This window comes from Streptomyces sp. NPDC002564, from assembly GCF_042889645.1.
Taxonomy (GTDB): domain Bacteria; phylum Actinomycetota; class Actinomycetes; order Streptomycetales; family Streptomycetaceae; genus Streptomyces.
In genome coordinates this window covers 296,787-316,875 of the sequence record NZ_JBIARE010000004.1, presented here as the reverse complement: position 1 = coordinate 316,875, position 20,089 = coordinate 296,787, and the positions used below count along the sequence as shown (strand labels likewise).

Annotated in this window: 18 protein-coding genes; 12 read left to right on the top strand and 6 right to left on the bottom strand. The window is 74.5% G+C overall.

Going from position 1 to position 20,089, the window contains the following annotated elements:
- The first annotated feature begins 73 nt into the window (after nt 1-73).
- Together fbaA and ACFYXE_RS16675 are read left to right on the top strand one after the other, a co-directional pair.
- Entirely contained in the window at nt 74-1,105 is a 1,032-nt protein-coding gene (fbaA, locus tag ACFYXE_RS16680) for a class II fructose-bisphosphate aldolase (protein ID WP_361169527.1), read from the top strand.
- Between the two features lie 78 nt (nt 1,106-1,183).
- Entirely contained in the window at nt 1,184-1,597 is a 414-nt protein-coding gene (locus ACFYXE_RS16675; protein ID WP_361169530.1) for a DUF3151 domain-containing protein, read from the top strand.
- Between the two features lie 184 nt (nt 1,598-1,781).
- Here the strand turns inward: ACFYXE_RS16675 and ACFYXE_RS16670 are convergent, their stop codons facing one another.
- The gene (locus ACFYXE_RS16670; RefSeq protein WP_389313023.1) at nt 1,782-2,909 is read right to left on the bottom strand and encodes an NADH:flavin oxidoreductase; all 1,128 of its coding nucleotides are present in this window, start codon (nt 2,907-2,909) and stop codon (nt 1,782-1,784) included.
- A gap of 133 nt (nt 2,910-3,042) precedes the next feature.
- Between ACFYXE_RS16670 and ACFYXE_RS16665 the strand changes: the two genes are divergently transcribed.
- From ACFYXE_RS16665 to ACFYXE_RS16625, 9 genes are all read left to right on the top strand, one after another.
- A complete protein-coding gene (locus ACFYXE_RS16665) occupies nt 3,043-3,630 on the top strand; it encodes a CGNR zinc finger domain-containing protein (protein WP_361169536.1) in 588 nt (195 codons plus the stop codon).
- 175 nt (nt 3,631-3,805) lie between these two features.
- Entirely contained in the window at nt 3,806-4,687 is an 882-nt protein-coding gene (locus tag ACFYXE_RS16660; RefSeq protein WP_389313021.1) for a tryptophan 2,3-dioxygenase family protein, read from the top strand.
- On the top strand, nt 4,680-5,894 hold the full coding sequence (kynU, locus tag ACFYXE_RS16655; protein WP_389313019.1) for a kynureninase: 1,215 nt from the start codon (nt 4,680-4,682) through the stop codon (nt 5,892-5,894). The genes ACFYXE_RS16660 and kynU overlap by 8 nt, the downstream gene beginning before the upstream one ends.
- A gap of 131 nt (nt 5,895-6,025) precedes the next feature.
- Entirely contained in the window at nt 6,026-6,904 is an 879-nt protein-coding gene (locus ACFYXE_RS16650; RefSeq protein ID WP_389313017.1) for an alpha/beta hydrolase, read from the top strand.
- A gap of 258 nt (nt 6,905-7,162) precedes the next feature.
- Nucleotides 7,163-8,116, top strand: a complete 954-nt coding sequence (locus ACFYXE_RS16645) for an alpha/beta hydrolase (RefSeq protein ID WP_389313015.1) — start codon at nt 7,163-7,165, stop codon at nt 8,114-8,116.
- Complete coding sequence (locus tag ACFYXE_RS16640; RefSeq protein ID WP_389313013.1) at nt 8,109-9,275, top strand: acyltransferase; 1,167 nt, start codon at nt 8,109-8,111, stop codon at nt 9,273-9,275. The genes ACFYXE_RS16645 and ACFYXE_RS16640 overlap by 8 nt, the downstream gene beginning before the upstream one ends.
- Nucleotides 9,276-9,372: 97 nt before the next feature.
- Nucleotides 9,373-10,716: a sensor histidine kinase gene (locus ACFYXE_RS16635; protein WP_389313011.1), complete on the top strand. Its 1,344-nt coding sequence runs from the start codon at nt 9,373-9,375 to the stop codon at nt 10,714-10,716.
- Nucleotides 10,713-11,381 carry a response regulator gene (locus ACFYXE_RS16630; RefSeq protein WP_389313009.1) on the top strand — a complete coding sequence of 223 codons (669 nt, stop codon included), beginning with the start codon at nt 10,713-10,715 and terminating at the stop codon, nt 11,379-11,381. Before ACFYXE_RS16635 ends, ACFYXE_RS16630 begins: the two co-directional genes overlap by 4 nt.
- Nucleotides 11,382-11,481: 100 nt before the next feature.
- Nucleotides 11,482-12,708, top strand: coding sequence for a cytochrome P450 (locus tag ACFYXE_RS16625; RefSeq protein ID WP_389313007.1), 1,227 nt, complete (start codon nt 11,482-11,484; stop codon nt 12,706-12,708).
- A 95-nt stretch (nt 12,709-12,803) separates the two neighbouring features.
- On the opposite strand, the gene ACFYXE_RS16620 is transcribed toward ACFYXE_RS16625, so the two are convergent.
- Nucleotides 12,804-13,673, bottom strand: coding sequence for a diacylglycerol kinase family protein (locus ACFYXE_RS16620; protein WP_361169563.1), 870 nt, complete (start codon nt 13,671-13,673; stop codon nt 12,804-12,806).
- 176 nt (nt 13,674-13,849) lie between these two features.
- Here ACFYXE_RS16620 and ACFYXE_RS16615 point away from each other — a divergent pair, with 176 nt between their 5' ends.
- Nucleotides 13,850-15,133: an adenylosuccinate synthase gene (locus ACFYXE_RS16615; protein ID WP_389313005.1), complete on the top strand. Its 1,284-nt coding sequence runs from the start codon at nt 13,850-13,852 to the stop codon at nt 15,131-15,133.
- A gap of 82 nt (nt 15,134-15,215) precedes the next feature.
- Here the strand turns inward: ACFYXE_RS16615 and ACFYXE_RS16610 are convergent, their stop codons facing one another.
- The 4 genes from ACFYXE_RS16610 to ACFYXE_RS16595 form a co-directional block, all read right to left on the bottom strand.
- On the bottom strand, nt 15,216-16,772 hold the full coding sequence (locus ACFYXE_RS16610; RefSeq protein ID WP_389313003.1) for a PstS family phosphate ABC transporter substrate-binding protein: 1,557 nt from the start codon (nt 16,770-16,772) through the stop codon (nt 15,216-15,218).
- Nucleotides 16,773-16,929: 157 nt separating this feature from the next.
- Nucleotides 16,930-18,891: a serine/threonine-protein kinase gene (locus ACFYXE_RS16605; RefSeq protein ID WP_389313001.1), complete on the bottom strand. Its 1,962-nt coding sequence runs from the start codon at nt 18,889-18,891 to the stop codon at nt 16,930-16,932.
- 79 nt (nt 18,892-18,970) lie between these two features.
- On the bottom strand, nt 18,971-19,453 hold the full coding sequence (locus ACFYXE_RS16600; RefSeq protein WP_389312999.1) for a MarR family winged helix-turn-helix transcriptional regulator: 483 nt from the start codon (nt 19,451-19,453) through the stop codon (nt 18,971-18,973).
- A 14-nt stretch (nt 19,454-19,467) separates the two neighbouring features.
- A complete protein-coding gene (locus tag ACFYXE_RS16595) occupies nt 19,468-20,064 on the bottom strand; it encodes a DJ-1/PfpI family protein (protein ID WP_389312997.1) in 597 nt (198 codons plus the stop codon).
- Between the last annotated feature and the right edge of the window lie 25 nt (nt 20,065-20,089).

The following is a 20,089-nucleotide window of genomic DNA, read 5'->3' as shown; positions in this document are numbered from 1 at the left end:
ATGGAGGCGACGATGACGTCGCCCCCTTAGGTCAGGGCCAAGCACACACCCGCACATCACAAGGAGCGGACACATGCCCATCGCAACCCCCGAGGTCTACGCCGAGATGCTCGACCGGGCGAAGGCAGGCAAGTTCGCCTACCCGGCGATCAACGTGACCTCCTCGCAGACCCTGCACGCGGCCCTGCGCGGCTTCGCGGAGGCGGAGAGCGACGGCATCATCCAGATCTCCACCGGTGGTGCGGAGTTCCTGGGTGGCCAGCACAACAAGGACATGGTCACCGGCGCGGTCGCGCTCGCCGAGTTCGCGCACATCGTCGCCGCCAAGTACGACATCACCGTCGCGCTGCACACCGACCACTGCCCCAAGGACAAGCTGGACACCTACGTCCGGCCCCTGATCGACGTCTCCGCGGAGCGCGTCAAGGCCGGCCGCAACCCGCTCTTCCAGTCGCACATGTGGGACGGCTCGGCCGAGACCCTCGCCGACAACCTGGCCATCGGCCAGGAGCTGCTGGCCAAGGCCGCCGCCGCGAAGATCATCCTCGAGGTCGAGATCACCCCGACCGGCGGCGAGGAGGACGGCGTCACCCACGAGATCAACGACGAGCTGTACACGACCGTCGACGACGCGCTGCGCACCGCCGAGGCCCTGGGCCTGGGCGAGAAGGGCCGCTACCTCCTGGCCGCGTCCTTCGGCAACGTGCACGGCGTCTACAAGCCGGGCAACGTCGTCCTGCGTCCGGAGCTCCTCAAGGACCTCCAGGAGGGTGTCGCCGGCAAGTACGGCAAGCCCGCCGGTGCGCAGCCGTTCGACTTCGTCTTCCACGGCGGCTCCGGCTCGACCGCCGAGGAGATCGCGACCGCCCTGGAGAACGGCGTCGTGAAGATGAACCTCGACACGGACACGCAGTACGCCTTCACGCGTCCCGTCGCGGACCACATGTTCAAGAATTACGACGGCGTCCTGAAGGTCGACGGCGAGGTCGGCTCGAAGAAGACGTACGACCCGCGCACCTGGGGCAAGGCCGCCGAGGCGGGCATGGCCAAGCGCGTCACCGAGGCCTGCGCGAACCTGCGCTCCACGGGCACGAAGCTGAAGTAACGCCCACGGCGTCCGTACGGGCCCGGTACCCCTTCCCTGGGTGCCGGGCCCGTCCGCGTATGGAGCAGACTGGAACCCATGGCCATTCACAAGGATCTGCTCGGGGGACCGCCCCCGACCCACCTGCCCGACGACCCGGAGCCGCGCGAGCTCCTCGCGAACGGTACGGCGGCCGCCGACGTCGCCGCGAAGTACCCCACGTCCTCGCTCGCCTGGGCCCGCCTGGCCGACGAGGCGTTCGAGCGCGGCAGCGTCGTCGAGTCGTACGCGTACGCCCGCACCGGCTACCACCGCGGCCTGGACTCGCTGCGCCGCGCGGGCTGGAAGGGCCACGGCCCGGTGCCGTGGGAGCACGAGCCCAACCGCGGCTTCCTGCGCGCCCTGCACGCCCTTGCGCGGGCCGCGCAGTCGATCGGCGAGCAGGAGGAGTACGAGCGCTGCGCGGGCTTCCTGCGGGACTCCTCGCAGACCGCGGCGGAGACGCTCGGCTGACGTGGGCGGGGCCCCGGGGTGCTGTCACCCCGGGGCCCCTGTCACGGGGCTGTGCCCCGGACCCCCTCATCGCCCTTCGGGCTCGTCCTCAATCGCCGGACGGGCTTGAAATCCGTCCCGGCGGGCTCGAAGTCTCTCTCGGACGGGCTCGAAATCCCTCCCGGGGGCTCAGACGAAGGCGGGGTCAGTGCAGTTTCCTGAGCAGGGTCGCGTCGTACGGGGCCGCCTCTGCCAGGCGGTCCGTCAGTGCCTTGTTCGCCCACTCGGGGTCGGCGATCAGGCTGCGGCCCACCGCGATGACGTCGAACTCGTCGCGCTCCATGCGGTCCAGGAGCAGGTCGATGCCCGTGGACGTCGGCTGCTTGGCCCAGCCCTGCGGGCCCACGAACTCCTTGTCGAGGCCGACCGAGCCCACGGACAGCGTGGCCTTCCCGGTGAGCTTCTTGACCCAGCCCGCGAGGTTCAGGTCGTCGCCGTCGAACTCGGGGAGCCAGTAGCGCCGGGTGGAGGCGTGGAAGGCGTCGACGCCCGCGGCGGCCAGCGGGGCGAGCAGCGCGTCCAGTTCGGCCGGGTCCGTGGCGAGCTTCGCGTCGAAGGCGGACGCCTTCCACTGGGAGAGCCGGAAGATCACGGGGAAGGCCGGCGAGACCGCCGCGCGGACCGCCGCGACGATCTCCGCCGCGAAGCGGGCGCGGGAGGCGAGGTCGCCGCCGTAGCCGTCGGTGCGCCGGTTGGTGCGGGACCAGAGGAACTGGTCGATCAGATAGCCGTGCGCGCCGTGCAGCTCGACGCCGTCGAAGCCGGTCCGCTCGGCGGCGGCCGCGCTGTCGGCGAACGCCCCGATCACCGCGTCGACGTCGGCGGAGGTCATCGCCCGCCCCTTGGGGCCGCCCTCCAGGTCGAGGCCGGAGGGGCCCGCGGGCGGGGCGGCGGGGACGGGGCCCTGGCCCTCGTCGCGGGTCGCGCCGACGTGCCACAGCTGGGGCACGATCCGGCCGCCCTCGGCGTGCACGGCCTCGGCGACCCGCTGCCAGCCCGCGAGCGCGGCCTCGCCGTGGAAGTGCGGGACGCGGTGGCTGCTGCCCGCCGACGCGTGGTCGACGTAGGTGCCCTCGGTGACGATGAGGCCGACGCCGCCCGCCGCCCGGCGCGCGTAGTACTCGGCCACGTCCGTGCCCGGCACGCCGTCCGGCGAGAACTCGCGCGTCATCGGGGCCATCGCGATGCGGTTGCGCAGGGTGAGGCCGTTGATGTCGAGGGGGCGGGCGAGGATCCGCGCGGCCCGTGACGTGGGGGTTTCCGTGGCTTCCATGCGCTCTCCTGGAGGTTCGTCGGTGTGCGGTCGGCGGTTCGTCGGGGCGTGCCGCACGAGCACCGTCATACGCGTCTGACAGCACTGTAAGCCGATTACCCCTGTCGTCGTCCAGGCGGGTACGGTGAACGGCATGAACTGGCCCGCGACCGAGCGCCACGGTCTGACCCCCGCGCCCGGCGGTCTCGCCCTCGTCCAGGACCTCCTGAACACCGCGCCCGCCGGCCACCCCGACCCCGTCGACCTGCTCGCCGACGGGGCGCTGGACGCCGCCCAGGACTGGGCCGACCTGGCCGTGCGCGGGTGGGCGGGCGAGACCGGCCGGGGCGACGTGCGGCTGACCCTGTCCGCGGCGGACCTGCCCAAGCTGCGCTGCCTGCGCGACCAGCTGCGGCGGGCGCTCGCCTCGGACGACGCGGCGGGGGCCGCGGTGCGCTTCACCTCGGCGCCGGTCGTGGTCGCGCTCTCGGGCGACGGCGCCCTGACCGTGGAGCCGGAGGGCGCCGGTGCCCGCTGGCTGGCCTCCGCCGTCCTCGCCGAGGCGCTGCTGGCCCAGGCGTCCGGCCTGCTGCGGCGGCTCAAGATCTGCCGCAACGACACCTGCTCGGCCGCCTTCTACGACCGCTCCCGCAACAACAGCGGCGTCTGGCACTCGGTGCGCGGCTGCGGGAACGCCGCCCACCTGCGGGCCTGCCGGGAGCGCCGCCGGACGCGGGCCTGAGGGCCGCGCCCTGCCGTGTGACATCTGCGTAAAGCTTTGAGTGCTGTCCGGTGGGTGGCCGGGGTGCCTTGCCGATTCCGGGAAAGTTGCAGAAGATTCCGGTGGGGACCGGGGCCCCCGTGCCGGTAACGGCAGGGGCGGACCGCTACCCGGAGTACGTATCGAGGAGACAGCGATGTCCCCACAGACGCATGAGGCGGCACCCGCGGCACCGGCGGAGCCCGCGGCGTCCACCGAGGTCCCCGAGGCGGAGAGCCCGAACCTCGACTTCGCCGGCACCACCCCGTACGAGGACTACGTCCAGGCGGACGTCCTCACCCACCTCCAGCACCTGCGCTCGGACGACCCCGGCGAGATGGTCTTCCTGGTCACCACCCAGGTCATGGAGCTGTGGTTCACGGTGATCGTCCACGAGTGGGAGACCGCCGCGCACGCGCTGCGCCGCGACGACATCCCCGTGGCGGTGGACGCGCTCAAGCGCAGCCTGCGCGAGCTGGAGGCCCTGAACGCCTCCTGGCGCCCGCTCGCCCAGCTCACCCCCGCCCAGTTCAACTCCTACCGGGGCGCGCTCGGCGAGGGCTCCGGATTCCAGTCCGCGATGTACCGCCGCATGGAGTTCCTGCTCGGCGAGAAGTCCGCGTCCATGCTGGTCCCGCACCGGGGCGCGCCCCGCGTCCACGCGGAGCTGGAGAAGGCGCTGCAGGAGCCGAGCCTGTACGACGAGGTGCTGCGGCTGCTCGCCCGGCGCGGGTACGCGATCCCGGACGCCGTCCTGCACCGCGACCTCGCCCGCCGCTACGAGCCGTCCCCCGAGGTCGAGGCCGTCTGGACCGAGCTCTACTCCGGCGACCAGGGCAGTGAGCTCGCCCGGCTCGGCGAGGTGCTCACCGACGTCGGCGAGCTGGTCTGGCGCTGGCGCAACGACCACCTGGTGGCCACCCGCCGCGCCATGGGCTCCAAGACCGGCACCGGCGGCTCGGCGGGCGTGGCCTGGCTGGAGAAGCGCGCCACGAAGAACGTCTTCCCCGAGCTGTGGACTGCGAGGAGCCATGTCTGACCTGCGCGCCGAGGCCGAGGCGCTGGACGCCCGCGACGAACTGGGCGGCAAGCGCAAGGAGTTCGTCCTGGACGACACCGTCTACCTGGACGGCAACTCGCTGGGCGCGCTGCCCGCGCACGTGCCCGAGCGCGTCGCCGACGTCATCACCCGCCAGTGGGGCAGCCTGCGCATCCGCTCCTGGGACGAGAGCGGCTGGTGGACCGCCCCCGAGCGGATCGGCGACCGCATCGCCCCGCTGGTCGGCGCGGGCCCGGGACGGATCGTGGTCGGCGACTCGACCAGCGTGAACGTCTTCAAGGCCCTGGTGGCCGCCGTCCGCATCGCGCGCGGCGGCACCGACGGCCCCGATGCCACCGTCGGGGGACGGGACGAGATCGTCGTCGACGCCACGACGTTTCCCACGGACGGGTACATCGCGCAGTCCGCGGCCCGCCTCACCGGCTGCCGGCTGCTGCCGGCGGCCCCCGCCGACGTCCCCGGCGTCCTCGGCGAGCGCACCGCCGCCGTCCTGCTCAACCACGCCGACTACCGCACCGGGCGCCTGCACGACCTGCCCGGCCTCACCGCCGCGGTCCACGCGGCGGGCGCCCTCGCCGTCTGGGACCTGTGCCACACGGCGGGCGCGCTGCCGGTCGGCCTGGACGAGCACGGCGTCGACCTCGCGGTGGGCTGCACGTACAAGTACCTCAACGGCGGGCCGGGTTCGCCCGCCTACCTGTACGTGCGCGAAGGGCTCCAGGACCGCTTCGACTCGCCGCTGCCCGGCTGGAACTCGCACGCCGAACCCTTCGGCATGCGGCCCGATTTCGAGGCGGCGCAGGGCGCACCGCGCGGGCGCGTCGGCACGCCGGACATCCTGTCGATGCTCGCCCTCGAGGCGTCGCTCGACGTCTGGGACGGGGTCGGTGTGGCCGAGGTGCGCGCCAAGTCGCTGGCCCTGACGGACTTCTTCCTGCGCTGCGTCGAGGCGTACGTGCCGCAGGGGCGGGTCGAGTCCCTCACCCCGGTGGCGCACGCCGAGCGGGGCAGCCAGGTCGCGCTGCGCTGCCCGGGGGCGGGCGACGTGATGCGCCGGCTCGTCGAGCGGGGCGTGGTCGGCGACTACCGCGCGCCGGACGTCCTGCGGTTCGGATTCACGCCCCTGTACGTCTCCTTCGCCGACGCGGAGCGGGCGGCGCGGGTGCTGGCGGACACGCTGGACTGATAGCGTCCGGCGGATCTTGCTTCTCGCTCCCGCCCCGCCGCGCCGCGGAGGCCTCCCGCACCGGGAGGGCGCCCGGCCGCGGCAGGGCGGGGGCGGAACCGCCGACCGCACTGCTGTGGAGAGGTTGCCGCATGCCGGACGACGCCGCCGTGGCCCGCGATGCCGCCGAGGCCGACGCCGCCTTCGCCCATCCCGCCGTGGAGCCGGACACCACCGCCGCGTACGGGGAACACCCCGACCAGGTCGTCGACTTCTACGCCCCCCGGGGTGACGCCGACCGCCCCGCGCCCCTCGTCGTCGTGCTGCACGGCGGCGCCTGGCGCGCCCCCTACGACCGGCGGCACGTGACCCCCTTCGCGGACTTCCTGGCCCGCCGGGGCTTCGCCGTGGCCAACGTCGAGTACCGCCGGGGGAGTTCCCTGCCCGCGCAGGGCGGCACGGGGCCGGTGGCCGGGCGCTGGCCGGAGACCTTCGACGACGTGGCGGCGGCCCTGGACGCGCTGCCCGCGCTGGTCCGCGCCGCGCTGCCCGCCGCCGACGTCCGGCGCACCGTCGTGACCGGGCACTCGGCGGGCGGGCACCTCGCGCTGTGGGCGGCCGCACGGCACCTGCTGCCCGCCGACGCGCCCTGGCGCACCGACCGCCCGGCGCCGCTGCGCGGCGTCGTCGCGCTCGCCCCCATCGCCGACCTGCGCGCCGCCGAGGGCCTGGACGTGTGCGGCGGGGCGGCGGGGCAACTCCTGGGCGGGGCGGCGAGGTTCGACGAGCGGCTGCCGTACGCCGACCCGGCCGCGCTGCTGCCGACCGGCATCGCCACGACCGTGGTGCAGGGCCGCACCGACATCGTCGTGCCGCAGGCGGTGTCCGAGGCGTACGCCGACGCGGCCGCGCAGGCCGGCGAGGTCGTGGGCCTCACGCTGCTGGAGGACGTGGGCCACTTCCCGCTGATCGACCCGGCGGCGGACGCGTGCGCGGTGGTCGCCGAGGAGATCGCCCAGCTCGCGTTCTGACCGGGCTGCCGCCGGGGCCCGCGCGGCACGGCGATACGTGGGGCACGTGGGGCACGTGGGGCACGTGGGGCACGTGGGGGTACGACCGGGGGTGACAGGGCGGCCCCTGGGGCACCTCCCGAGGGATACCCGTAGTACCTGGGAGCTACCCCGCAGCTGTATACCCCGGTGTGATGTGGGCGACGGCACCTGATCCATAACTTCCTTCCCATGAGCGCGAGTCGGAGCACCGGCGGCGCGGGACGGAAGGAAGACTCGATGAGGATCAGGGCCGGGCGGCCGCGCCGCACCCTGCTGGCCTTCGGCGTCGCCGCCGCCGTGGTGATCCCGGTGTCCGGCGCCGCGCGCCCCGAGATCCCGGCCCCCGCACCCGCCGCCCTCGGCCGCGTCACGGCACCGGCGCTCCCCGCGGCGTACGCGGCGAACCGGGCCAACGCCACCGAGGCCGCCCGCCTCGCCGAGGGGTACGGCGCGGCGGAGCGGGCCGCCGCCCTGCGCGCGATGGCCGCCCCCGGCCGCCAGTTCCTCGCCTTCGACGCGCGCGGCACGGGCCGCACCGCCGAGGTCCTCGGCGACCTGGCGCACGCCGACCGGGTCGCCGTCCTGGTGCCCGGCTCCGACACCTCCCTCGACACGTACGGCAGGCTGCGCGCCGGAGCCCGCGCCCTGCACGCCCGGACGGGCCCGCGCACGGCGGTGGTGGCCTGGCTCGGGTACGAGACGCCGGGCACGGTCAGCCCCGCCGTCCTGACCACGGGCCGCGCCGACGCGGCGGCGCCCGCCCTGCGCTCCTTCGTCGACGACCTGCGCGGGATCAACGCCCACGCGCGCGTGTCCCTGCTCTGCCACTCGTACGGCTCGGTGGTGTGCGCGGCGGGCGCCTCGGGCCCGCGCGGCCTCGACGTCGCCGACATCGCGCTCTACGGCAGCCCGGGCACCGGCGCCGACCGCGCCGCCGACCTGCGCACCCCGGCGCGGATCTGGGCGGGCCGGGGCGCCGGCGACTGGATCGCGGACGTGCCGCACACCAGCGTCGGCCTGTTCGGCGCCACCGTCGGCTTCGGCACCGACCCGGTGTCCGACGGCTTCGGCGCCCGCGTCTTCGCGGCGGGCGACGGCGGCCACAGCGACTATCTGAAGCCCGGCTCCCCGTCCCTGCGCAACCTCGCCCGCATCGCCCGCGGCGACACGACGGAGGTCACCCGTGCGTGAGTCCGTACAGACCCCGGCACACCGCCTGACCGCCCTCGCCCGCCGCGTCGACGCCGCCACACCCCCCGGCAGGGACCGCGCCGTCGACGCCCTGCGCGCCCTCGCCATCCTCGGCGTCGTGGCCGGGCACTGGCTGGTCACCGCCCTGGTCGCGGACGGCGCGGCGCTCCGCGCGGCGAGCCCGCTGGGCCCCATGCCGTGGCTCGCGCCGGTCTCCTGGCCGCTGCAGACCCTCGCGGTGTTCTTCCTGGTGGCCGGGTACGTCTGCGCGAAGAGCCACGCCGCGGCGCGGGCCCGCGGCACCGGATACGGCCCGTGGCTCGCCGCACGGCTCGGCCGCCTGCTGCGGCCCCTCGGCGCGCTGCTCGCGCTGTGGGCGGCCGTCGGCGCGGGCCTGGTCCTGTCCGGCGCGGACCCGGCCACGGTGCACACCCTGGTCAAGCTCGCGCTGTCCCCGCTGTGGTTCCTGCTGGTGCTCCTCGCCCTCACCGCGGCCACCCCGCTGGTGCGGCGGCTCCACCCGCTGTGGCCCCTCGCCGTCGTGCTCCACGTGGACCTCGCGCGCTTCGGCCTCGGCGGCCCGGCCTGGCTCGGCTGGGTCAATGTGGCGGCGGGCTGGCTCGTGCCCTGCACCCTGGGCGCGGCCTGGGCGCGCGGCGAACCGACCCGGCACGCGGGCCGGGTGCTGCTGGCGGGCGGCGCGGCGGCGACCGCGGGGCTCGTCCTGTGGGCGGGCTACCCCGCCGCGATGGTCGGCGTCCCCGGCGCGCCCGTGTCGAACCTGAACCCGCCCACCCTGGCCGCCGTCACCTTCGGCATCGCCCAGTGCGGCCTCGCGCTGCTGCTGCGCGAGCCGCTCGCCCGGTGGACGCGCCGCCCCCTGGTCTGGACGGCGGTCGCGTTCGCCAACCTGTCGGCGATGACGATATTCCTCTGGCACCAGACGGCCCTGATGGCGGTCACCGCGCTCGGTCTGCTGGCCGGCCGCCCGCTGCCGGGTCTGCACACCGTCCCCGACGGGCCGGGCTGGGTGCTCGCGCGGCTCGCGTGGCTGCCGCTCTTCGCGGTCGCGCTCGCGGTGTGCTGGACGGCGTTCCGCACGCACGAGCGCGGCGGCACGGCACGGGCCCCGGGCGCGAAGGCGGTGCAACGTGCCTAGGGGGACACGGACAGCCCGCGTAGTACCTGCGACGGACCCCCCGGAACCCCTCTCACAGCGGACGCCCGGGCGGCGGGCCCCCCGTACCGTCGTAGCCGTGACCGAAACGACTGAGCAGCTCAAGGCCAGAGGCCTGAAGAGCCCCGAGTACCACCTCGTGCGGGAAGCCTTCGGCGGCCTGCGCGAGGCGCTGTTCCACGACCCCTTCGCGTACCGGCTGCTGCCGCCCAAGGCGACCGGCGGGCGCGCCGCCCACTTCCTGCCCCGGCGGATACGGGGGTACGCCGTCTGGTCACGGCACGCCCTGATCGCGACCGCCGCCGTGATCACCGTGGCCATCTCCTACCAGGTGGGCCTGCAGAGCAGCGGGATCGTGCACCTGCTCACCGGCTTCGTCCCGGCGGCGGCCGTCCTGATGACGATGGTCAGGCCGGTCGGCGCGTTCTGGGTGTCGCTCGCCTCGACGCCGTTCACCGCGGCCCTCGGCAACAGCTGGGACGGCTGGCCCTGGACGCCCCCCGCCCTCTTCGGGCACATCGCGGTGATGGTCGTCGTCGCCGCGAGGACCGGCCCGCGCACCGCCGTGTGGATGTGGCTCGGCACGGCGGCGTACTCCATGGGCGCCGAGGTCTTCCTCGGCGGTCCCGTCCCCTCCGACGCCCCGCCGATGCTGTTCTTCTCCGCGCTGGCCCTGCTGGTCACCACCGTGGTGCACGTGCGCCGCGAGGCGCAGCACGAGGTGACCGCCCAGCGCACCGTCACCGCCATCGAGCGCGACCGGCGCACGCTCCTGGAGGAGCGCACCACCATCGCCCGCGAGCTGCACGACGTCGTCGCCCACCACATGTCGGTGGTCGCCATCCAGGCGGAGGCCGCGCCCTACCGCGTGGAGAACCCGCCGCCGGAGCTGGAGCAGGCCTTCGTGACGATCCGCGAGAACGCGGTGTCCGCGCTCACCGAGCTGCGCCGCGTCCTCGGCGTCGTACGGGCCGAGGACTACGAGGCGCCCGACGCCCCGCAGCCCACGCTCGGCGACCTCGACCGGCTCCTGGACAACGTCCGTGACGCGGGCCTGACCGTCGACAAGGTGATCACCGGCGCCGTCCGTGAACTCCCGCAGGGCGTCGAGCTGTCGGCGTACCGCATCGTGCAGGAGGCGCTCAGCAACAGCCTGCGCCACGCGCCCGGCGCCCCGGCCAGGGTCGAGGTCGGCTACGTCCTGGGCGGCCTCGGCCTGCGCGTGGTGAACGGCCCGGCGACCGGCCTGGTGCAGCCGTCCCCGGGCGCCGGACACGGCATCACCGGCATGCGTGAGCGCGTCTCGATGCTGGACGGCGAGATGACGGCGGAGGCGACGCCCGAGGGCGGCTACGAGGTCACCGTCTTCCTGCCCGTGCCGCACGCGGAGCGCATCGACCCCGCGGGGGAGGACGTCGCATGACCATCCGCGTGCTGATCGCGGACGACCAGATGATGGTCCGCGAGGGCTTCTCCGTGCTGCTGAACGCGATGCCCGACATCGAGGTCGTCGGCGAGGCCGTCAACGGCCGGGAGGCCGTGCGGCGGGTGCGCGAACTCGCCCCCGACGTCGTCCTGATGGACATCCGGATGCCGGAGCTCAACGGCATCGAGGCGACCCGCGAGATCATCGCGTCCGAGGGCGACGCCAAGGTCCTGGTCCTGACCACCTTCGACCTCGACGAATACGTCTACCAGGCGCTGCGCGCGGGCGCCTCCGGCTTCCTGCTCAAGGACGCCTCGGCCCGCCAGCTGGCCGACGGCGTGCGGGTGGTGGCGTCCGGCGAGGCGCTGCTCGCCCCCACGGTCACCCGCAGGCTGATCACGGAGTTCTCCAGGCTCGCGGAGGCGCCGCGGCTCTCGGCGGCGGTCCAGGCGCAGCAGTACGGCGAGCTCACCGAGCGCGAGACGGAGGTCCTGGTCCTCATCGCGCAGGGCCTGTCGAACGCGGAGATCGCCTCCCGGCTCGTGGTCGCCGAGTCGACGATCAAGACGCATGTCAGCCGGGTCCTGGTGAAGCTCGGCCTGCGCGACCGCACACAGGCGGCGGTGTTCGCGTACGAGGCGCGGCTGGTCACGCCGGGCTGACGTACCGGGGCGACGTGCCGGGGCGACGTACCGGGACCGGTCGCCCCGGGATGCGGACGGAGGCTGGCCACGCCGGGGCGGTCCGCACTAGCGTCCCGCCATGGACGCAGCGTTCGAGGTCACCGAGGTCTTCGCCCCCGCGTCGCGGGAGTTCGTCGCCGATCCGTATCCGGCGTACGCCCGGCTGCGCGAGGCGGGCCGTGCCCACCACTACGCCCCGACCGACCAGTGGCTGATCCCGCACCACGCGGACGTCTCCGCGCTGCTGCGCGACCGCCGCCTCGGCCGCAGCTACCTGCACCGCTTCACCCACGAGGAGTTCGGCCGCCCGGCCCCGCCCGCCGCGCACGAGCCGTTCCACGTCCTCAACGACCACGGCATGCTCGACCTGGAGGCGCCCGCGCACACCCGCATCCGGCGCCTGGTGGCGAAGGCGTTCACCCCCCGGACCGTCGAGCGGCTCCGGCCGTACGTGACGGGGCTCGCCGACCGGCTGGTGGCCGGCCTCGTGGCGGACGGCGGCGGTGACCTGGTGGCGCGGATCGCCGAGCCGCTGCCGGTCGCGGTCATCGCCGAGATGCTGGGCGTCCCCGAGGCCGACCGGCCGCTGCTGCGCCCCTGGTCGGCGGCGATCTGCGGGATGTACGAGCTGCATCCGGGGCCGGAGACGGCGGCCCGCGCGGTGCGCGCGTCCGTGGAGTTCACCGCGTATCTGCGGGAGCTGATCGCGGTGCGCAGGCGCCAGCCGGGCGAGGACCTGATCTCGGGCCTGATCGCGGCCCACGAGGACGGGGAGTCGCTCAGCGAGCAGGAGATGATCTCGACGTGCGTGCTCCTGCTGAACGCGGGGCACGAGGCGACGGTGAACGCCACGGTCAACGGCTGGTACGCGCTGTTCCGCCACCCCGCGCAGCTGGCCGCGCTGCGCGCGGACCCGGCGGGCCTGGTGCCCGCGGCCGTCGAGGAACTGATGCGGTACGACTCCCCGCTGCAGCTCTTCGAGCGCTGGGTCCTGGACGACATCGAGATCGGCGGGGTGACGATCCCGCGCGGCGCGGAGCTGGCGCTGCTCTTCGGCTCCGCCAACCACGACCCCGCCGTCTTCGACCGCCCGGCCGGTCTCGACCTGGCCCGTCGCGACAACCCGCACCTCTCCTTCGGCGCGGGCATCCACTACTGCATCGGCGCGCCGCTGGCCCGGCTGGAACTGACCGCGTCGCTGCGGGCGCTGCTGCGCGGGGCGCCGGGGCTCAGGCCGGCCGCCGAGCCGCGCCGCAACCCGAACTTCGTGATCCGCGGCCTGGCGGAGCTGCTCGTCGAGGTGTGAGTCCCGCGAGGCGCCGAGGTGTGAGTCCCGCGAGGACGGGCGCGTCCCGGCTGCCCCTGCCCCTGCCCCTGCCCCTGCCCCTGCCCGCGCCCCGGTCAGCGCGGCAGCGTCAGCCCCCACGCGCGCGGGTGGACCGTCCAGGTCCGGGTGCGCACCGGGCCCGCCACCACCGCGTCCGCCCGGTAGCGGAAGTCGGCGCCGGACACCGTCAGGGTCCGCGCCCGCACCCGCAGCGGCGCCGCCTGCGCGCCCGCCGAGGACGGCCGCACCTCGACCTGGGCGAGGCCGCCGTGCCCCGCGGTGACGCGGACCGCGTCGACCGGCTGGTCCAGGTCGACCAGCGTGACGCCGTCCGCCTCGATCCGCAGCCGCGCGGGCGGGCGCCCGGCCGTCGCCGTGGGCCGGGCGGGGCGCGCGGCGAGGGTGCGGACGAAGGACTGGCAGGTCCGCAGCCAGGCGTGGCCCTCGGCGGGGCCGCCCGCGGGCACGGCGGCCCCCGCGGGGAGGTCGGCGGTGCCCTCGGCGGATGCGGTCGCCCCCACCGGCGGGATCCGCAGGTCGCCCAGGACCACGCCGTCGCTGTCGTCGACCAGCAGGTCGAGTCTTCGTTCGCATCCCTCCAGGACCGCGCGGGCCGCCGCGACCGCCCCCGAGGGCACTCCGAGGCCGCGCGCGAGGGTCTGCGAGGCGCCCACGGGAACGACCGAGAGCGTGCACCCCGCGAGGTCCCGCTCCCGGTGCAGGACGCCGACCGCGCGCAGCAGCGCCCGGTCGTCCCCGATCACCACCAGGCGGCGCGCACCCCTCCTGGCCAGGGCTTTCGTGAAGTCCTCGGGGCCGTCGGGCAGACAGACACGGACCGCCGCAGCCGCGCCGAGCACGTCCTTCGCGATCCGTACCGACTCACCGTCCGTGCGCCGGGCGACCGGGTCGATGACGACTAGGAGCTGGTCGCGAGCCGACAACGTGCTCCCTTTCTTTTAGCCGTTCTTTGAGACCTCGGGTAGCATCTTTGTGCAAGAGCCCCTTGCGCTATTGCGCCAGGGGCTTCGTCTATTCCGGGGCAGCATCCAAGGCACACCCATACGGCGGCTACGGCCCCTGACCTTGGACATGCCCCGCCCGGAAGGGGTGTACGCCTGTGCCCGCACTTGTGCTGCTCGGTGCTCAGTGGGGTGACGAAGGCAAGGGAAAGGCCACCGACCTGCTCGGTGGCTCGGTGGACTATGTGGTGCGCTACCAGGGCGGCAACAACGCCGGCCACACGGTCGTCGTAGGCGACCAGAAGTACGCGCTGCACCTCCTCCCTTCCGGGATTCTCTCCCCGGACTGTGTGCCTGTCATCGGCAACGGAGTCGTCGTCGACCCGTCGGTCCTGCTCTCCGAGCTGAGCGGTCTGAACGAGCGCGGCGTCGACACGTCGAAGCTGCTGATCAGCGGTAACGCGCACGTCATCACGCCGTACAACGTGACGGTCGACAAGGTGGGCGAGCGCTTCCTCGGCAAGCGCAAGATCGGCACCACGGGCCGGGGCATCGGCCCGACCTACGCCGACAAGATCAACCGCACCGGCATCCGCGTGCAGGACCTCTACGACGAGTCGATCCTGCAGCAGAAGGTCGAAGCCGCCCTGGAGCAGAAGAACCAGCTCCTGACGAAGGTCTTCAACCGCCGCGCCATCGAGGCGGAGCAGATCGTCGAGCAGCTCCTGGAGCACGGCGAGAACATCAAGCAGTACGTCGCCGACACGACGCTGATCCTGAACAACGCGCTCGACGAGGACAAGGTCGTCCTGTTCGAGGGCGGCCAGGGCACGCTCCTGGACGTGGACCACGGCACGTACCCCTTCGTCACCTCCTCGAACCCGACCGCGGGCGGCGCCTGCACGGGTACCGGCGTGGGCCCGACGAAGATCACCCGCGTCATCGGCATCCTGAAGGCGTACACCACGCGCGTCGGCGCGGGCCCGTTCCCGACCGAGCTCTTCGACCAGGACGGCGAGGACCTGCGCCGCATCGGCGGCGAGCGCGGTGTCACCACGGGACGCGACCGCCGCTGCGGCTGGTTCGACGCCCCGATCGCCCGCTACGCGACCCGCGTGAACGGTCTGACGGACTTCTTCCTCACCAAGCTCGACGTCCTCACCGGCTGGGAGCAGATCCCGGTCTGCGTGGCGTACGAGATCGACGGCAAGCGCGTCGAGGAGCTCCCGTACAACCAGACCGACTTCCACCACGCGAAGCCGATCTACGAGATGCTGCCCGGCTGGTCCGAGGACATCACCAAGGCGCAGACCTTCGCCGACCTGCCGAAGAACGCGCAGGCCTACGTGAAGGCGCTGGAGGAGATGTCCGGCGCCCCGATCTCCGCGATCGGCGTGGGCCCGGGCCGTACCGAGACGATCGAGATCAACTCCTTCGTCTAGGCGGACCGCAGGACCCGCGCGACACGGAAGGGGCGTCCCGTACGGGGCGCCCCTTTCCCGTGTCCGCCCGGGTGCCCGCGGGTCACCGCGGCAGGTCGTCGCCGCAGACGCGCAGGCCCTCCGGGGTCGAGCAGGGCAGATGGCCGTGGGTGCGGACGACGTCCAGGCCGGTGCCCCGCGCGTAGGCGAGGAACCCGGCGGCCAGCGAGTCGGCGGGCGGCTGGCCGTACGTGTAGGCGTACTCGATCTCGCGGTAGGGGTAGCCGGTCTTCGTGAGCTGGTCGGCGGAGGGCGCGTGGCCCTCCAGATCGAGGCGGTGCAGGCCCTTCAGGCCCCGGGCGGAGCGCAGTTCGCTGTAGCCGACGGCGCCGGGGATGCGGCCGACGGTCTCCAGGACCTGGTCGGTGGAGTCGAGCTCGCAGCGCACGACGGGGACGGACGGGTCGTCCTTGCCGAGGCAGTCGTTGGACGACGCCTTGATCTCGAAGGCGCCGGCCAGGAGCCGGCGCTGCAGCGTGTCGCGGGTCCCGGAGCTGGAGCCGCGGCTGACCAGGACCACCGGCAGGTCGGGGCCGCCGAGCTCCTTCCAGTTGCGCACGTCGCCCCGGTAGAGGCGGCGGACCTGCGGCAGGGTGAGGTTGCGCAGCGGCACCCGGTCGTTGAGGACGAGGGCGAAGACGGAGACGGCCACGCGTGTCTCGGCGAGGCGCGGCAGGCCGTCGGACTTGGGCCCGTCGGAGAAGGCGAGCAGCGGCGGCGCCCCCTTGCCCCGGTTCGCGCCGCCGGTGAACGCGCGCCCCCGGTCGTCCAGTTCGCGCACGCCCGCCGCGCTGCCGTGCGCGTCGACGGTGATCTCGGATCCCGGGCAGTCGTCCTCGTAGGCCGTGGCGAGTTCCTCGGCGACCGGTGCGAACGCCGTCGAGCCGAGCACCGTCAGCTCGCCCGTCGTGCACTCGATGGGCGGCGGGTCGCTCTCCCGCAGCACGATGATCGAGGCCAGCGTGACGACGGACAGGGTGAGCAGGACCGTCAGGAGCCGGGCGGGCCGGGACAGCAGCGGCGGCTTGCCGTCGAGGGTGGTGGTCGAGCGGTTGGGCTGCACCTCGCCGGCCTGGATGCCGCCGGACAGCGTGATGTCGCCGCCGACGGGGCCGCCGGTGAGCAGCACCAGGAGCTTGTAGTGCTGGCCCCGGTTGAGCGGCACCCGCGGGACGCAGAGGGTGCTGCCCTCGTAGCGCAGGCCCGCGCCCGGCGTGAAGTGCTCCATCAGGTGGTCGTCGCCGGCCGGTGCGGTGACGGCGAGGCCGCGCACGGTGCGGCCGGCGAAGACGGCGGTCAGGCCGTGCAGGGCGCGGCCGCTGTAGTCGGCGTCGGACACGGCCTGCGAGCCGTCGTTCTCGACGCGCAGCAGGACGAGCGTGGCGTCGGACATCTCGGGGGTCTCGTCGAAGAGGCCGAGGCGGGTGTTGGCGCCGCCGGTACGGACGTTGTCCCCTATGGCGGTGTCGAGCTGGACGCGGTAGCCGATGCGCTTGCGGCGCGGCACCCGGCGTTCGTACCAGAGCGCGCCGACGGTGGCGGCCAGGCCGAGCACGGCCGTGAGCACGGCGATGGTGTTCTCGGCGCTCAACCAGTCCATGGGCGGTGACGGTAGGCGGCCCGGCGCGGGCCGGGGCCTGCATCGCCGATCCGTCGGCCGCTGTTCGCCGCGGGTTCAGCTCGCCCGGCGTGCGCCCCTCGCCCGGCGTGCGCGCCTCGCCCGGCGTGCGCGCCCCGCGGCCGGTGGCGCAGGCCCGTCAGCCCTTGTCGTACGTCAGCTCGCCGCTGCCGTCGGTGTTGGCGCGCCGCAGCTTGCCGTTGCCGAGGATGGTGATGACGCTCGGCTCGCCCGGTGTGCAGGACGCCATGGGCTCGCCGACGGTGACGTCGGTCGGGCCGATGTGCAGCCGGTCGCCGGACGCGGACTGCAGCTTGCCCTGGAAGACGCAGTGGTAGGTGCCGCCGTCCTTGGTCGGGCCGTCCGCCGTCACGGAGAGGACCGTCTCGCCCACCTTGCCCTGCTGGAGGGTGAGTTCGCGGGTGCTGCGGCCGCTGTCCGTGGTCAGGCCGCCGGACCAGGTGCCCAGGTACTTGTCCGGGACGGTGCCCCCGGTCGCGCTCGGCGTCGTCGGGTCCGGGCCGGTCGGCTCGGTCGAGGGCGAGGAGGAGCCGCCGTCCGGGGTGCGCGGCCCGCTGCCGGCGCTGTTCCTGGCGTCGTCGCCCTTGCCGTCGGTGCCGTCCTCGTTCATGACGGCGTAGACGGCGCCGCCCGCCCCGATGGCCACTATCAGCGCGACGACGATCAGCGCGGCGGTCGAACGGCTGCTGCGGCGCGGGGGTTCGGGCGGCGGGACGGGACCGTACGGCGGGGTGGCGCCGGGGCCGTAGGGAGGCGTGGACCCGGGGCCGTAGGGGGGTGTGGGGCCGTAGCCGGGCGGGAGCTGCTGGGGGTGCGGGGCGTACTGCGGGTAGCCGTACGCGGCGGGCTGCTGGTGCTGCTGGGGGTAGCCGTAGCCCGGGGCGCCGGGCGGGGAGGCGGGGGGCGGGGCCTGGCCGGACACCATGGTCGGCAGGTGGTTGAGGGGCGCGGAGCCGGGCGGTCCCGGGGGCGGGGGAGTGGCCTCGCCGTCCCGGGTGTCGCCCGCGGGAGTCGGGGCCCCGGGTGCGCGGCCGTTGACGGAGCCGTCGGGGCCCGCGCCGCCGTGATCCGCGGGGTCCGGGGAGGGCGGCCCGTCGGTCCCGGGCCCGGAACCGGCCGCGGCGGCGGCCACCGCACCGGTGGCCCCGGACGGTGTCTCCTCCGGGTCCTCCGAGTCGAGCAACTGCACCGCGTGCCGCCCGAGTTGGGCGACGAGGGCGCCGGGCAACCAGGGGTCGACCGTGCGGCCGTCGCCGAGGGCGTCGGCCGCGCCGGTGCGGGCGAGCAGCTCGTCGAGGGAGGGCCGGGCCGCCGGGTCCTTGCGCAGGCACGCGCCGATCAGCTCGACGAGGCTCTCGGGGAGCCCCGTGAGGTCCGGTTCCTCCTGCGCGATGCGGAACATCAGGGCGTGCACCCCGCTGTTGGCCGTGCCGAAGGGCAGGGCGCCCGAGGCCGCGTACGCGAGGACGGAGCCGAGGCAGAACACGTCGCAGGCCGGCGTGATGCGGTCGCCGCGCACCTGCTCGGGCGCCATGAAGCCGGGCGAGCCGACCAGCGCGCCGGTGCGGGTCAGGCCGCCGTCGGTGACCGTCTCCAGGGCGCGGGCGATGCCGAAGTCGATGACGCGCGGGCCGTCGATGGTGACCAGGACGTTCGACGGCTTGAGGTCGCGGTGCACGATGCCCGCCGCGTGGATGTCCTTGAGCGCGCCCGCGAGTCCGGCCCCGAGGATGTTCACCGAGCGCTCGGGCAGCGGCCCGTGGTCGTGCGAGACGACGGTCTGCAGCGAGGGCCCGGCCACGTAACCGGTGGCGACCCACGGGATCGTCGCCTCGGTGTCCGCGTCCAGGACCGGCGCCGTCCAGGCCCCGCCGACCTGCCGGGCGGCCCGCACCTCCTGCCGGAAGCGGTTCCTGAACTCGTCCTGCTCGGCGAGCTCCTGGCGGACGAGCTTGACCGCGACCGTGCGTCCCCGGCCGGAGCGCGCGAGGTAGACCTGTCCCATGCCGCCGGCGCCGAGCCGGGCCAGCAGTCGGTATGCGCCGATCCGTTGCGGATCTCCAGGCACGAGCTTTTCCATCGCCGCACCGACCTCCCCCATTGGTGTGCAACAGAGTGAGGATAGTGCGGGCGCGGGACGGGGCGGGGCGGCCTTCGCTCTACGGTTCCATAACGGGTTCCCGGCCGTCCCCGGTGACCGTGTCGAGCGCGGCGGCCAGGCGTTCCAACACCTGTGCGGTCTCCGCGAATCCATCGGTGCCCAGCGCCGTCGCGAGCCGGTCCGCGAGGGCCGCGTGGCCGGGGTCGATCCCGGCGACGGCGGCCCGTCCCGCGTCCGTGGGACGGAGCAGTTTGGCGCGGCGGTGGGCGGGGTTCGGCGCGTAGGCGGCGAGGCCCTGGCGGACCAGGAGGTCGGCGACGCGCTGCACGCTCTGCCGGGTGATGCCCATCGCGCGGGCGATCCCGGACACCGGCAGCGGCTCGCGCAGGACGGCGCCCAGGACCTGCCAGCGGGCCGCGGTCAGTCCGGCGGGCCCGGCCAGTTCCTCGGAGACCGCGAGGAACTGGCCGTTCAGCCGGAAGACGGTCAGGGCGGTGCGGCTGAGCAGGTCCTGCCGCTCGCGCCGTGCTGCGTCGGTCATCGTGCGCTCCCCGCTCAGGAGTTGAGGGTCTCGTACGCCGCCGGGTCCGAGTCGTGGAAGAGCCGGTACCAGGCGTCGAGCTTCTCGCCGGGGAACACGTCGCCGAGCCGGCCGAAGATCTCCCGGGCGAAGGCGACGGGCTCGGTCGGGCCCGCCGTGACGAGGTCGCCGTCGGTGACCGCGTCCCGCTCCTCGTACCGCTCGCCGCCCTGGTAGCCGGTGGCCGCCAGGTAGTACGACACCGCGCTGGTGTGCGCGCGGTCGTCCAGGAGCCCCTCGCGGGCGAGCCCGGCCGTGGCCCCGCAGATGGCGCCGACGGGCACCCCGGCGGCCAGGAAGGCGCGGGCCGCGGCGGCGAAGGGGGCGAGGTCGTCGCCGGTGTCCCACAGGTCGCCGCCCGGCAGGATCAGCAGCGAGCTGTCCTCGGGGCGCAGCTCGGCGAGCGAGAGGTCGGGCTGGACGCGCAGCCCGCCGATGGAGGCGACCGGGGCGGCCGAGGGGCCCACCGTGCGGATCTCGTATCCGACGCGGGCCAGCCAGGCCGTGGTGTGGCCGGTCTCCCAGTCGGCGAACGCGTCGTAGACGGCGAGGTGTACGGGCTTGCGGGACATGAGGGCCTCCGGGGCTCGTGGTGCC